At 63.3% G+C, this 13,448-nt stretch carries 15 protein-coding genes; 6 read left to right on the top strand and 9 right to left on the bottom strand.

The annotated features are described in order from the left end of the window. Positions 1 to 7 precede the first annotated feature (7 nt). The 3 genes from D0T21_RS19870 to D0T21_RS19860 form a co-directional block, all read right to left on the bottom strand. Positions 8 to 781, bottom strand: a complete 774-nt coding sequence (locus D0T21_RS19870) for a GIN domain-containing protein (RefSeq protein ID WP_116991424.1) — start codon at positions 779 to 781, stop codon at positions 8 to 10. 36 nt (positions 782 to 817) lie between these two features. Next, positions 818 to 1,021 carry a hypothetical protein gene (locus tag D0T21_RS19865; RefSeq protein WP_116991086.1) on the bottom strand — a complete coding sequence of 68 codons (204 nt, stop codon included), beginning with the start codon at positions 1,019 to 1,021 and terminating at the stop codon, positions 818 to 820. 124 nt (positions 1,022 to 1,145) lie between these two features. Next, entirely contained in the window at positions 1,146 to 2,048 is a 903-nt protein-coding gene (locus D0T21_RS19860; RefSeq protein ID WP_116991085.1) for a LysR family transcriptional regulator, read from the bottom strand. A 167-nt stretch (positions 2,049 to 2,215) separates the two neighbouring features. Here D0T21_RS19860 and D0T21_RS19855 point away from each other — a divergent pair, with 167 nt between their 5' ends. After that, the gene (locus D0T21_RS19855) at positions 2,216 to 3,067 is read left to right on the top strand and encodes an alpha/beta fold hydrolase (protein ID WP_116991084.1); all 852 of its coding nucleotides are present in this window, start codon (positions 2,216 to 2,218) and stop codon (positions 3,065 to 3,067) included. A gap of 107 nt (positions 3,068 to 3,174) precedes the next feature. After that, positions 3,175 to 3,903 (top strand): ABC transporter substrate-binding protein, encoded by a 729-nt coding sequence (locus tag D0T21_RS19850; RefSeq protein ID WP_229211566.1) that lies wholly within the window; start codon positions 3,175 to 3,177, stop codon positions 3,901 to 3,903. Between the two features lie 9 nt (positions 3,904 to 3,912). On the opposite strand, the gene D0T21_RS19845 is transcribed toward D0T21_RS19850, so the two are convergent. Both D0T21_RS19845 and D0T21_RS19840 read right to left on the bottom strand, forming a co-directional pair. Next, entirely contained in the window at positions 3,913 to 4,797 is an 885-nt protein-coding gene (locus tag D0T21_RS19845) for a dienelactone hydrolase family protein (RefSeq protein WP_116991082.1), read from the bottom strand. Positions 4,798 to 4,921: 124 nt separating this feature from the next. Continuing rightward, entirely contained in the window at positions 4,922 to 5,560 is a 639-nt protein-coding gene (locus D0T21_RS19840) for a TetR/AcrR family transcriptional regulator (RefSeq protein WP_116991423.1), read from the bottom strand. A gap of 54 nt (positions 5,561 to 5,614) precedes the next feature. On the opposite strand from D0T21_RS19840, the gene D0T21_RS19835 reads away from it, so the two are divergent. Then, positions 5,615 to 7,141, top strand: coding sequence for an FAD-dependent oxidoreductase (locus tag D0T21_RS19835; protein ID WP_199538508.1), 1,527 nt, complete (start codon positions 5,615 to 5,617; stop codon positions 7,139 to 7,141). A 12-nt stretch (positions 7,142 to 7,153) separates the two neighbouring features. Here D0T21_RS19835 and D0T21_RS19830 read toward each other — a convergent pair whose 3' ends face one another. From D0T21_RS19830 to D0T21_RS19815, 4 genes are all read right to left on the bottom strand, one after another. Beyond that, entirely contained in the window at positions 7,154 to 7,930 is a 777-nt protein-coding gene (locus D0T21_RS19830; protein ID WP_116991080.1) for a LytTR family DNA-binding domain-containing protein, read from the bottom strand. After that, a complete protein-coding gene (locus D0T21_RS19825) occupies positions 7,927 to 9,039 on the bottom strand; it encodes a sensor histidine kinase (RefSeq protein ID WP_229211565.1) in 1,113 nt (370 codons plus the stop codon). The genes D0T21_RS19830 and D0T21_RS19825 overlap by 4 nt, the downstream gene beginning before the upstream one ends. A 40-nt stretch (positions 9,040 to 9,079) precedes the next feature. Continuing rightward, positions 9,080 to 9,490 carry a hypothetical protein gene (locus D0T21_RS19820; RefSeq protein ID WP_147328138.1) on the bottom strand — a complete coding sequence of 137 codons (411 nt, stop codon included), beginning with the start codon at positions 9,488 to 9,490 and terminating at the stop codon, positions 9,080 to 9,082. A gap of 66 nt (positions 9,491 to 9,556) precedes the next feature. Further along, positions 9,557 to 10,591 carry a lipopolysaccharide assembly protein LapB gene (locus tag D0T21_RS19815; protein ID WP_116991078.1) on the bottom strand — a complete coding sequence of 345 codons (1,035 nt, stop codon included), beginning with the start codon at positions 10,589 to 10,591 and terminating at the stop codon, positions 9,557 to 9,559. Between the two features lie 321 nt (positions 10,592 to 10,912). Between D0T21_RS19815 and D0T21_RS19810 the strand changes: the two genes are divergently transcribed. The 3 genes from D0T21_RS19810 to D0T21_RS19800 are packed head-to-tail and all read left to right on the top strand — an operon-like array spanning position 10,913 to position 13,149. Beyond that, positions 10,913 to 11,893: a PHB depolymerase family esterase gene (locus tag D0T21_RS19810; protein ID WP_116991077.1), complete on the top strand. Its 981-nt coding sequence runs from the start codon at positions 10,913 to 10,915 to the stop codon at positions 11,891 to 11,893. 40 nt (positions 11,894 to 11,933) lie between these two features. Further along, the gene (locus tag D0T21_RS19805; RefSeq protein ID WP_116994467.1) at positions 11,934 to 12,677 is read left to right on the top strand and encodes a DUF2306 domain-containing protein; all 744 of its coding nucleotides are present in this window, start codon (positions 11,934 to 11,936) and stop codon (positions 12,675 to 12,677) included. Positions 12,678 to 12,717: 40 nt separating this feature from the next. Continuing rightward, the gene (locus tag D0T21_RS19800; RefSeq protein ID WP_147328137.1) at positions 12,718 to 13,149 is read left to right on the top strand and encodes a hypothetical protein; all 432 of its coding nucleotides are present in this window, start codon (positions 12,718 to 12,720) and stop codon (positions 13,147 to 13,149) included. The last annotated feature ends 299 nt before the right edge of the window (positions 13,150 to 13,448 follow it).

The raw sequence follows: 13,448 nt of genomic DNA, 5'->3' as shown, positions 1-13,448 counted from the left end.
GCATTCCTTACTGCCAGCTGATGCTGCCCATGCCGTGGGCGCTGGCGCTACGATTGGCCGGGTTGCCGTACACCTTGGCCGAACCCATGCCCGATAACTTCATATTCGCGCTGGTCTTCGCGTACACCGACGCGCTCCCCAGTCCCGACATATTGACTTCCACCGTGTCGGCGCGCAGCTGCTCTGCATCGAGGCCGCCGACGCCGCCAAGGCTGGCGTGCAGCTGCTTGGTCTGGCCGGTGATTTCGATGTGGCCGGTGCCGCGCAAATTCAGGTCGACGTTGTCGCTGTTGCCGGCGTTGACGGTCATGCTGCCGACGCCGCCCAGCTTCACATCGACGTTGCGGTACTGGGCGTTGACCTTGACCGAGCCGGCGCCGTCCAACGCCAGGCGCAGGTTGTCGCCGCTGAAGCCATACACTTCGGTGGAACCGACGCCGCCCGACACCACCTGGCGCAGATTCGGCAGCGTCAGCTCCGCCCGCAGGTCTTGCTTTCTTCCGAAGCCGAAGTTGAAGCCGCGGGTCTTGCTGGTGCCGATGTGCAGGGTATCGCCCGTCTGCTCCACCGTCACTTTTTTCAGCGCGTCAGCCTCTCCGTATAGAGTCAGCGACGCGACTGGACCTTGCCGGACCTTGAGGCTGATGACGCCATCCAGGTCGATGTTGACGGCGCGCGCATCGACGCTGCGGTTCTCGCTGATCACATCGGCGGCCAGCGCGGCGCTGGCGCCGCTGCTGAGTACCGTGGCCAGCATCGCAGCCTTCAGATATTTTTTCATCATGCGCTCCGTCGTTCAGCGTGAGTTAAGTATCGATTACAGTGCGGCTTTTTCAGCGGCGGTCAGGCGCTTGGCGCTGACGGTCACCACTTGCATTTTCGTGGTGTCGGCCTTGGCGGCGACTGCTGCCACTGGGGCGGCGCTGTGCATTGCCGGTACGGCGGCGGTGGCGAACGAGGTAGCGCTGGCGACGACGATTGCGGCTACGAAGATGGCTTCCATGTTTTTAGCGATGTTCATTTTGAGCTCCTTGGGTTGTGTGGTTCACTGCGTTTTGTCTTGCGTTGAGTGAACTATAGACAAGGGCCCCCTGTACATCCACCGGGATGTGACGAACTGCAAAAACGAGGGGTCAGAATGCGGATTAGCGGTGTGAAACCGTGCCGCACAACAGGTCCTGGCTGCTGGCGTAGAGCTGCGACAGCCAGGCGGAGACAGTTTTGAAGCGGGCGATGGAGCCGGCGTCGCGATGGCTGAGCAGCCAGATGTCGCGCTGTACCTCGACGCCGCCGCCGATGCGCACCAGTCCCTCCTGTTGCCCCATGATGCAGGGCAGGAGCGCCATGCCGACGCCGGCGCGGCAGGCGCGCACCATCGTGCTCAGGCTGTTCACCCTCAGGGCGATGCGCGGCTGCGGCTCCATCTGCGCCAGCCAGCGCATCTCGCCGGTGGCGGCCAGCGCCTCGTCGTAGGCGATCCAGGGCTGAGTGCCCCAGCAGGCGCGCGGTGTGTCGGCGAAGCGGGCGTGGCCGTAGACGGCGAAGCCCAGGTCGCCCAGCTTGCGCATCACCAGCGCCGCGTCCTCGCCCGGCTGGCCCAGGCGCAGGGCGAAATCGGCCTCGCGGCGGGTGAAGGACAGGTTCTGGTTTTCCGCCTGCAGCGTCAGTTGCAGTTGTGGATGCTCGGCGTGCAGCGCGGGAACGTGTTCCAGCAGCCAGTAGTCGAACAGGAAGTCGATGGAGGTGATGTTGACCGGACCGGCGGTGGCGTCGGCCTCTAGCGACGAGGCTTGCAACATGCTCTGGACGTTGCCGTACACCGCTTCGCCGTGCTGGACGAAGACTTGGCCGGCGTCGGTCAGCTGGTAGCCGGTGTTATCGCGGATGAACAGGCGCAGCTTCAGCGACTTTTCGGCGGCGGCGATGCGGCGGCTGATGGTCGAGGCGTCCACGCCCAGCTGGCGGCCGGTGGCGCTCATGCTGCCGCTGCGGGCCAGCGCCAGGATCAGCGGGATGTCGTTCCAGTCGAAGTCGGTACTTGAGGGCATGGGCGATGTCGGGTTGGGGGCCTGCATTTTTGCAAAGCGACCTTGCAAGGTTGTCTGTTCCGCAAACCCGCTGGCAGGCCTAAGATTCACTCCATCGCAAGGCCAAACTTGCCGGGAACTGTAGCACAACACTTGATATCCACACATCGACTAAAAGGAAGAAGATCATGACCAACGCTATTCAAACTACCAGCACCATCACCACCCGCGACGGCGTCGAGATCTACTACAAGGATTGGGGCCCACGCACCGGCCAGCCGGTCGTGCTGAGCCACGGCTGGCCGCTGAATGCCGACAGCTGGGAATCGGCCGCCTTCCACCTGGCCAACAACGGTTTCCGCGTCATCACCCACGACCGCCGCGGCCACGGCCGTTCGAGCCAGCCTTGGGACGGCAACGACATGGACCACTACGCCGACGACCTGGCGCAGCTGATCGAAGCGCTGGATTTGAAAAACATCATCCTGGCCGGCTTCTCGACCGGCGGCGGTGAGGTGGCGCGCTACGTGGGCCGCCACGGTACCCAGCGCATCGCCAAACTGGGCCTGATCTCGGCGGTGCCGCCGCTGATGCTGAAAACCGAGACCAATCCGGGCGGCCTGCCGATGGAAGTGTTCGACGGCATCCGCGCCGGCTCGGTCGCCAATCGCGCCCAGCTGTACCTGGATATCGCCTCGGGTCCGTTCTACGGCTACAACCGTCCGGGCGCCAAGCCTTCGCAGGGCCTCATCCAGGCTTGGTACTCGCAGGGCATGCAGGGCGGCCACAAGAACACCTATGACTCGATCAAGGCCTTCTCGGAAACCGACTTCCGCGACGATTTGAAGAAATTCGACAAACCGACGCTGATCATCCACGGCGACGACGACCAGATCGTGCCGATAGCCGCCGCCGGCAAGGCTTCGGCCGCCATAGTCCAGCACGCCAAGCTGATCGTCTACGCCGGCGCGCCGCACGGGCTGACTGACACCCACAAGGACCAGTTCAACGCCGACTTCCTGGCCTTCGCCCAGTCCTAAAACGAAGAAAGGGCCCCGCAGGACCCTTTCACGGGCTGCAAGGTGAGGATGGGCTTAAATCGGACCGTGCTGTGGCATGCTATATTTCAACCATGAAGAAGTTCCTGATGGCAATGACGATGCTGTGCTTGTGCGTGCTCCATGGAGCGGCGCGGAGTGAGGTCGTCAACGTCTACACCAGCGCCCGTGTCGCGCCCTTGATGATAGTCGACGGCAGCGGCATCTATCCCGACCTGGTGGATTACCTGAACCGTAAAAAACTCGGCCAGCTGAGTTTCAAGTTGATCTATCTGCCGCGCAAGCGCTTGCAGCTGCAAGTGGAGCGGGGCGAGCTGGACGGCATCGTCATCGGCATGATGCCGCACTGGTTCAACGACGTCGCCCAGAAAAAATACCTGTGGACCGTGCCATTCGACATCGACCGCTATGTGATCGTGCTGCCGGCGGGGCAGGCCTTTAATGTGTCCAAGCCTGGCGCGCTGAGCGGCCGCACGGTCGGCATGGTGCTCGGCTACAGCTATCCCGACCTGGAAGCGTGGATGCGCCTGCAGGGGCTGGTTCGCAGCGACGCCATCAGCGACGACAACAATCTGGACAAACTGCGGTTTGGACGGGTGGACAGCGTGACTGCCGCCGAGTCGGTGGTGCGCTACTACATGAAAGTGCATGCGGTGGAGGCGGACAAATTCCAGCTGCACGAGCTGCCGTCGCGCGCCACCGAGCGGCGCTTTCTGGTGCCGCTCGCCAAGGGGGCGATCTATGAAAAGATCGCCCCGGTGATCCGCCAGCTCAAGGACGATCCCGAGTGGCAGCGGCTGGCGGCCAAATACGAATAACTGAGCGCGTCAGGCCAGCCGTGCGCGGAAGAAGTCGGTCGTGCGCTGCCAGGCCAGCTTGGCGGCGGCGGCGTCGTAGCGCGGCGTGGTGTCGTTGTTGAAGCCGTGTTCCACGCCGGGGTAGACGTGGTACTGGTAGGCCGCGCCGGCATCCTTCAACGCCTGCTCGTAGGCGGGCCAGCCGGCGCGGATGCGCTCGTCGTTGCCGGCGTCGTGGATCAGCAGGTGGGCCTTGATGCGCGCCGCGTCCGCCGCCGCCGGTTGGCCGCCGTAGAAAGGCACGGCCGCCGCCAGTTCCGGCAACTGCGTGGCCAGATAGTTGGCGATGCCGCCGCCGAAGCAGAAGCCGACCACGCCGAGCTTGCCGTTGCCTTCCGGCTGTTGCTGCAGCCAGCGGGCGGAGGCGACGAAGTCGGCGCGGGTCTTGGGCTGGTCCAGCTTGCTGAACAGGGCGCGCGCCTTGTCCTCGTCGCCGGGGTAGCCACCCAGGGTGAACAAGGCGTCCGGCGCGAAGGCGATGAAACCGTCCAGCGCCAGGCGGCGGGCGATGTCTTCGATGTGCGGATTCAGGCCGCGATTCTCGTGCACCACCAACACCAGTGGCAGCTTGCCCTTGGCGTCTGCCGGCGAGACCAGGTAGCCGCGCACGGTGCCGTTGCCCTGCGGCGAAGGCAGTTCGAGGTAGCGTGCCTTGATGCGGCGGTCGTCCGGGGTGACCAGCGGTGCGGCGAAGCTCGGGCTGAGTGCGCCGAGCAGGCCGGCGGCAGTCGTGCCGCCCACGGCATAGCGTGTCGCCGAGGACAGGAAATCACGACGCGTGATGCCGCCGTGTACGTACTGGTCGAACAGCTTCAATACTTCCGGGTCAAAATCGGCAGCGGTTTTGCGTGTCATGTCTCGATTCCTCAGGCAGGTGGGCGAGCGGCTAGTGTAGCGCAGCGCCGTTCCGCTGGCGTTTCGCGCAGGCGGAATATTTCTGCATATCCAAGTGCGGGTTTTAGCGTACGAAATGGCTCGATCAGATGTAAAGCGTGCCGGCCATGGCGGCATGCAGGCCCGTGCTTCCTTTGTCTACGACGGCGAGAAAGACGGCTTTCGCTTGCTCGGTATCGCGCCCTTGCCGGAAGGTCTGGTGAGCCTGGATGAGGGCGACGGTCCATGTCGCCAGCAGCAGGCTGGCCGCCAGATGAGCGTCGGGATCGCTGGACTCTCGCCCCGCGCTTTCGGACAGCGCCACTGCCACCACTTGCGCGATCTCGTCGCGGATCGCCCTGGCCCGCGCCTTGAGGGTTGCGCTGCCTTCGATCGTCTCGATGAAGCCCTGGCTTGCTGCGGAAAACCTGGTGTAAGGGCTTTGTTCCTCAGCCAGTCGATGGGCGAGCAGGCGCAATGCCTCGATCGGAGCGACATGCGGGTCACGCTCCCGCAGGGCCAGGCGCAGCATTTCGCGGCCTTCCTCGTCGCGATCAAAGAACATGTCCTCCTTGCGGGGGAAATGGTTGAACACCGTCATCCGCCCGACGTCGGCCGCTGCCGCAATGTCGTCCACCGTCACATGATCGAAGCCCCGTTCAAGGAACAGGCGCGTGGCGGCATTGGAGATGCCTTGTCGCGTGGCGAGGCGCTTGCGGGATCGGAGATCGGCTGGGATTGACATGTGGCGGATGATAGCATAGTTTACATATACTAAGTACATATTGGGATTGAGTATATGATTGATGTTGTCGTTGTGGGCGCGGGACCGGTCGGACTGCTGACCGCCATTGAACTGACCCTGGGAGGCGCGCGCGTTCTCGTGCTGGAACGCCTTGCCGCGCCGAGCACGGCGATGAAGGCATTTGGCATCGGACCGCCAGGCGTGGAAGCGTTAATGCGTCGCGGCATGTCTGAGGCGATTGCCGCGGCAGAGGCGCGCAGCTTCGCGGAGATGGAACAGGCCGGAGCGGTATTGCGGGGCCGGGCATCCAAGTTCAGCGGCCATTTCGCCGGCCTGTCCTTGATACGCAAGGACGCCCAGAAAGAGCCGGAACGACGCCCCCGTCCAGTGGATCAGCAAGCCCTTGAAGCCATGCTGGCCGAGCGCGCGCAGGCACTGGGCATCGAGGTGCGCCGCGAGTGCGACGTCGCCGAATTCGTCCAACAGCCGGATGGCGTCGAAGTTGAATGGACAGCGCCGGGAGGCGCCGGCCGTATTCGTTGCGCCTATCTCGTGGGTTGCGACGGCGGGCGCAGCCTCGTCCGCAAGATGGCTGGGTTTGATTTTCCCGGCACACCGCCGACGCTGACCTTTTATCAGGCCGTCGCCGAGATCGACCAGCCGGAGCGCCTATTGCCGCTCGGCTGGCACCGCACATCGGGCGGCATGTTTTCCTTTGGTCCTGCGCCGGGCCGGTTGCTGATGTTGGATTTCAGTGGGCCGCCCGAAGACCGGCAGGCTCCGGTTACGCGGGAGGAGGTCGAGGCCGTACTCCGCCGCGTCAGCGGTGCCGACGTCCGGGTGAGGGCGCTCGAAAGCGGCAGCCGGTGGACGGACCATACCCGGCTGGTCGATACATATCGCCGAGGCCGGGTGCTGCTTGGCGGCGATGCGGCGCATGTCCATACGCCATTTGGTGGACAGGGCCTGGGTCTTGGCCTGGTGGACGCGGCCAACCTCGGCTGGAAGCTTGCGGCGGTGATCCGTGGCGAGATGCCCGATAGCCTGCTCGATACCTACACAACCGAACGGCGGCCCGTGGCCCAGGCGGTGCTGGCCAATACCTTGGCCCAGGTCGCCATCATGCGGCCCGATCCGCAAGCGGGGGCGATGCGGGAGCTGATGGCGGATCTGTTGCAATTCGATGATGTCAACCGGCTCATCGGCGCGATGACGAGCGGGTTGGCCACGCGATACGATCTTGGGTCGGAACTGGATGAGGTGGGGCGCCTGGTGGGCGACCGGCCGGTCGCCGGCAGCACAGGCGGCGCCTCGCTTTACGATCTCATGCAGGACGGAAGGGGCGTTCTGCTCGATGCTTCAGCTGGGAGGACGGCATCGATGATGGTCGCTGCCGCGACGCAGAGAATACGTTGCGTGGGCGTCGATACTGGGCCGACGATGCTGATCCGTCCCGATGCGTGCGTTGCCTGGATAGGGACGGAGAACGACACCTGCGGATTGAAGCAGGCGCTCCGGCGCTGGTTCGTATCGACGACACAAGCCGAGGCGCAGACTGGCAGTCCCGCAGGTGGTTTTTGATGGCGGGCAGGCTTACATCTCTTTGAAGAACTGCAAGTAGCTGCGGCTGACTGGCAGGCGCTCGTTACGTCCCTTGAGCTCGATGTCGGCGGTCTCGTTTTCGCCTCGGGTGACGCAGCGTATCGCCCGCAGATTGACCGCCACCGAGCGGTGTACCTGCGCAAACAGCTGCGGGTCGAGTTGCGCAATCAGCTCCTTTAGCGGCATGCGTATCAGCGCTTCGGCGGGGTGCCCTTCGTCGCGGAAGGCGACCAGGGTGTATTTCGTATCGCTCTTCAGATAGTCGATATCGTCGACCGGTATCATCCGCAAGGAGCCGCCCACCGTCGCGCGCAGCCAGCGCAGCGCTTCGGGCTGGCCGAGCTTGAGCCGCTCGGCCAGTTGCGCCAGCAGCGCCTCGGTGTGCACGGCCGGTTGCGCCGTTTGGGTGCGCGCTTTCAGGCGCTCCACCGTTTCCGCCAGGCGGGCGGCGGTGACGGGTTTGACGAGGTAGTCCAGCACGCCATGTTCGAAAGCATCCAGCGCGTACTGGTCAAAGGCGGTGACGAACACCAGATGCGAACGTTTGCCGATGTGCCGCGCGACTTCGATGCCGTTCAGGCCCGGCATATGCATGTCCAGAAAGCATATCGTCGGCAGATGTTGCTCGAACAGTTCGATCGCCTGGCGGCCGTTGCGCGCCTGCGCGACGATCTGCAATTCAGGCCAGGCGGCGGCCAGCCGGGCTTCAAGAATCTCGCGCAGCAGCGGTTCGTCGTCGGCAATCAGGGCGCTGATGGTGGAGGTCATGTAGTCTCGATTTGGAATTCAATAGTCACTTGTACACCGTGCGGCTCCACTTCGACCAGGTCGAGCGTTGCGGTGCCTCGGTAGGCCCATTGCAGCCGTTCGCGCAGCGCCGCCAGCCCGGTGCCGAGGCCCCGGCCGGTCGCCTGCAGGCCGATGCCGGTGTCGATGACGGTCATGCGGCAACGCGGCGTGTCGCCTTCACCGGTGAGCAATTCGGTATGCACATCGATACGGCCGCCTTCTTCGCTCGGGTCGATGCCATGCTGGACCGCATTCTCAACCAGGGTCAGCAGCGTCATCGGCGGGCAGTGCAGCAGATGCCCGCCGCTGCCGATGTGCAGCTCGAAGGCGAGCCGGTCGGGCATGCGCATCTGCATCAACTCCAGATAGGCGCGCACCAGTTCGAGTTCCTGGCCCAGCGTGTTGGTCGAGCCGTCGAGCCGGGGCACGGCGGCGCGCAAATAGGCCGTCAGGCTTTGCAGCAGTTGCGGCGCGCGCGGCGAGCCGGCCTCCACCAGGGCCTGTACATTGGCCAGGGTGTTGAACAGGAAATGCGGCTGCACCTGGGCGGTGAGCAGGCGCATGCGAGCATCGAGCGCGGCCCGCGCCATCTCGCTGCGCTCCAGCTCGAAGCCGATGGCCTGTTCTTCCACCGTCGCTTCGCGCTGGCGCAGCAGGGCCGTCAGCGCGGTCCAGGGCGCGAGCAGCATGCCCAGCAAAGTGAAGGTCACGAAGCCTTCCAGCCGGGCCGGCTCGTTCCAGAACATCGGCGCGCCCGGCGCGGTACTCCACATATAGGCGATGAACATGGTGATCGGCACCGTCACGCCGACTGCCGCGACTTGCAGGACCCAGCGGGCCATCCACTTGGGCAGGCGGCGCGGCCATTGCTCGAACAGGCCGAAGACCAGCAGCAACGCCAGGCCGACGCAGAATATCCTGGTCACGAGAACGGACAGGCCCGCCTTCCAGCCAAAGCTGAACAGCAGAATGATCAGCGTACAAAGGATGGCGACGGTGCGCAGCCGGCGCCAGCCGAACATGGCGCGCCAGTTGGCGGGCGCGGCGGGATCGTTGAAGCGGGCTGATTGGTCGGATGGCATGTCCATATGATACTCGATGGATGTATGGTCGAAGGGCGGCAGCGGCTTAGCGCCAACGCTGCGCCGGCTTGGCGAAATAGTGATGCGCGATATGGCGCCATGGCAGCACCAGCGGCGTCAGCACGATGGCCACCAGGCAGGCAAAGGCGGTCCCTTCCACGCCCGGCGTCATGGCGCCACCCAGCCACAACGGCAAGGCGATGGCCAGCAGCCAGAGCGTTTTCCAGACCAGCTCGAATATCAGCAGCGGCAGCATTTGCAGCGGATAGCGCAGCCCCCACAGGCAGAGGATCGCCAAGCCGCTCAACAGCGCCGCAGTTTCGCCCTTGCGCTGCGCCCAAACGTCGCTGTGCTGCAGCATCAATGGGCCGAAGCTGAGTGCCAGCCCCACCGTCACCAGCAAATAGAAGGCGCGCAGCAGGTTCAAGCGCCAGAGTGGGAGATCGTCGTTGTGCATATGAGTACACCTTTCGTGGATGAGTTTGTCGGGCCTCGCCGAGGCCGCCTTGATGCAGGGATACGTTCAGCCGAGCTTGGACAGGCTCTTGCGGGCGTCGTCCAGATTGGCCGGATTGGAGCGTTTGTTGGCGATGAAGCGTTCATAGGCCGCCTTGGCCTGCGCCTTGTCTCCTTTGGCCAGATAGGCGTCGCCCAGGCGGTGGTCGATCGGGAAGCCGTCGGCGCCGGTCATGGTCTTGGCGCGCTCAAAGTTGCGAATCGCCTCGTCCGCCTGGCCCATCTGGGTATGGACCCGGCCGAGCCCGTAGTAAGCGGCGGCGTGGTCGGGCTGGTCGCGCAGCAGGGTCGCATACAGGTTCTTGGCCTTGGCCAGGTCTTTGCCGTCCGTCAGGAAGACCTGTGCCAGCTGCATGGTGGCGTCGCGAATTTCCTCCCGCATGGCGGCATCCTTGGCCGGTTTGAGCGCCGACAACTCGCCCTCCATCGCGCCCCATTGCTTGGCTTCGGCAGCGATGTTGACCCGGATGATGCGCGCCGTTTCAGGTTGGCTGGCGTGCACGGCGGCCTCCAGCTCCTTGGCCTTGGATACGCTGCCGCCCATCATGCCGGGCACTGTCAGATAGAGCTTGGCCAATTGCACACGGGCCACGAAGCTGTCGGGGGCCAGTTCCAAGGTGCGGCTCCAGGACGCTTTCAAGGTATCGAGCATGCGCATGGCCTTGAACATGCCGACGTTGAGCATCTGCATGCTCAGGTTCTGCGCCGTCGCCAGATGACACACCGCTGCCGTCGGATGCTGTTCGACGCATCGTTTGGCCTGCTTGGCGCCGGCTTCGAGCCGTTTTGCATCGCCGGCGTCGACAAAGGTCAGCGCCAGCGACCAGGCCGCGCTGGCCTCGGCGTCGCCGGCATCGGCCTGCAAGCGGGCTTGCGCCTGCCGCTCCAGTTCGACGTAGTTGCCAGCGTCTTGCAGCGACTCAAACTGCGCATCCTTGAAGATGGCGGCCTGGGCTGTGCCCATGCCGGCCAACAGCGCCAGCGTGGCGATTGCGGTGGCGATTGAATGGGTGTTGCGTGGACGATTGCATTGAGTTTTCATGGTCGGCTTTGTCTTAAGTTAGGCGGTTGAAGAAGCGGGAAGCAGAGCGGCGCGGGGCGGATCCTGCAAGGACAGCACCATGGTATTGCGCTGCCGCCCCACCCAAACGGCGTATCGGACGAACGACGGCGCGCGGGTATTCAGCCACGGCCTGGCGGGATGAGTGAGTCTGGAGGGGCTCTGCGCGGGCGCCGGCGTCGTTCGTCGCGCCAGGACGTGGTTTGTGCCGGCGGAGGCGTAGCCGGTCGCTTGCGGCTTGGCCCGTCTGGGTCATGCTGGTAAGGTGAACGTTTTCGCAACAACAACAACGAGAGCCTTGCCATGAAAAAAGTTCTGCGCTTCCTGATGTTCACCTTCTTGGGCCTGCTCGCCCTGGTGGCTGTGCTGGCCGGTCTGCTCGGCTATTTTGTCTACACCCCCGATCCCGAGAAGCCGCAGCTATCCGGTACGCTGAGCCAGGGCACGATCGAAGTAGCCGGCTTGACACGCAGCTACCGGACGTATGTGCCCAAGGGCTTGCCCAAAGGCGCGCCCCTGGTGGTGGTAATGCATGGTTCCGGAGAAGGCATCCAGCAAGTTCGCGTCGGCACCGGTTATAGCTTCGAACGCTTGGCCGACCAGCATGGCTTCGCCGTTGTCTACCCGAAGTCCTACGCATTCGACTGGAATGACTGCAGTTCGATCGGTGACGCCAAGGTGAACGGCGTCAGCGCCGACGATGTACGCTTTCTGGACGCCATGGTCGACAAGCTGGCCGGCGAAATCGGACTCGATCCGACGCGTGTGTTTGCCGCCGGCGTGTCGAACGGCGGCTCGATGGCGATACGCCTGGCGCTGGAACAACCAACCCGGTACCGCGCGGTGGCCGCAGTGATCGCCAATCTGCCGGCGGCGCAGAATTTCCAATGCAAGCCTGTGGCGCAGACCACTTCGGTGATGATCATGAACGGCACCAAGGATCCACTGGTGCCCTACGCAGGCGGCGAGATCAACCTGTTGGGGCTGTTCTACAAGGGCGGGCAGGTCATTTCCTCGATCGCATCGGCGCAGTATTTCGCGGATCGCAGCCAGCTTGTCGGTGCGCCACAGACCAGCCGGACACCAGCGGCAGAGGGCGTCAGCGTCGAGCAGTCCCGCTGGCGCAACGACGGCAAGACCGAGGTCGAACTGGTGACCATACATGGCGGCGGCCACGGCCTGCCACAACCCTATGCGCGCCGCCCGCGCCTGTTGGGTCCTTCGCCGATGGAGCCCAACGGGCCGGCCATGATCTGGGCCTTCTTCGAGCGGCAGCGGCCATAAATTTTTTCGCGCTATCCACATTACTTCGGAGTTATTGAAAATGACCATACTGTATGTTGATCCCGCCAGCTCTGTCCTGGTTCACGTTGCCGCTGCGGCGGTCTTGTACCTGCACATCGGCGCCGGCAGCGTCGGCATCCTGTCCGGCGCGGCCGCCTTCGTGTTCCGCAAGGGCTCCGATCTGCACCGCATGGCGGGAAAAATATTTGCCGTGGCGATGATGCTGATGTCCGGGATCGGTGCCTGCGTGGCGCCGTTCTTGCCGACGCCCGAGCGCGCTTCGGTAGTGGCCGGCGTGTTGACCTTCTACCTGGTCTTGACCTCGTGGACCGCCGTCAAGCGCAAGCCCGGCCAGGTCGGCCGCTTCGACTACGGCGTGCTCTTGACGTCGTTGGGCATCACCATTGCCGGCACCTATTTCTTCTGGCTGGCCGCACAGAGCGCGACTGGCAAACTGGATGGCCAGCCGGGCGCCGCCTTTGTCTTATTCGTGATCATCGGCAGCGTCGCTGCGGTGGGCGATCTGAGATTGATCTTGAACCGCGGCGTCACCGGTGCGATGCGCGTGGCCCGCCATCTGTGGCGCATGACCGTCGCCTTTTTCATTGCGGCCAATTCACTTTTCCTGGGGCAGCAGCAGGTCTTTCCGAATGCGGTGCGGGATTCGGGTGCGCTGAATGCACCGGCGCTGCTGATTCTGGCTTTGCTGGTGTACTGGCTTTGCCATGTCGGTTACGGCGCCTATCGGCGCAAGCGGGTTCGCCATGTTATAACGCCGTCGTAAATCAGCGAGCTACAAACGACCGGTAATCAAAGCGGCAGAAATGTACGACCCACCACACCAATTTGAACCACTCTTGTTAAACGAGCGACAACTGGAAGAGGTTGGCGCCTTGGGCGAGAGCGTTGTTCTGGGATCAGTGAAGCTAGCGTCTGCCGCGCATGAAACAACGCGGGCCACGTTGCGCCAGTTGGTCAGAAAAATGAATTCCTTCTATAGCAATCGGATAGAAGGGCAGAGCACTCATCCACGGAATATCGAGCGGGCACTGCAAAACGATTTTTCCCAGCAGCCGGCTGAGGCCCGATTACAACGGATAGCGCTCGCGCATATCGCCGCAGAAAAAGAATTGGAAGGATGGGCCGAAGTTCGCTCGGCGTTAAGGTCGAACTTTCTGACCGATGCACATCGCGCGCTTTATGAGCGACTGGAACCGGGCGACCGGCTACCTGTGTCCGTCAATGCCATCGCCTAACCCTTTGTTGGTATGCTGTTTTTTGTACTTCAGTGATACCAACAAAAATCCCATCATTTTGTTGGTATCGCATGCTATTGCATAACTTGGGGTGAGACAACAAAAAACCCGCTTCACCTATGAGGCGAGCGGGTTTCGAGACTGCGTAATACAGGGTGATACATGTTGCTGGTGCCTGTTAAGTTGCACTGAAAATTGACCCACGTTCCCCACGAATTTGCAACGGAATCTGACCCACGTTAGTAGCACAATTCCACCTGTCTCATCGGCAGGAGATCGGAGTGATCAACGTGGCTTTA

Source organism: Duganella sp. BJB476 (assembly GCF_003416895.1).
Lineage (GTDB): Bacteria > Pseudomonadota > Gammaproteobacteria > Burkholderiales > Burkholderiaceae_D > Rugamonas.
This window is presented reverse-complemented; position numbering and strand designations above follow the sequence as displayed.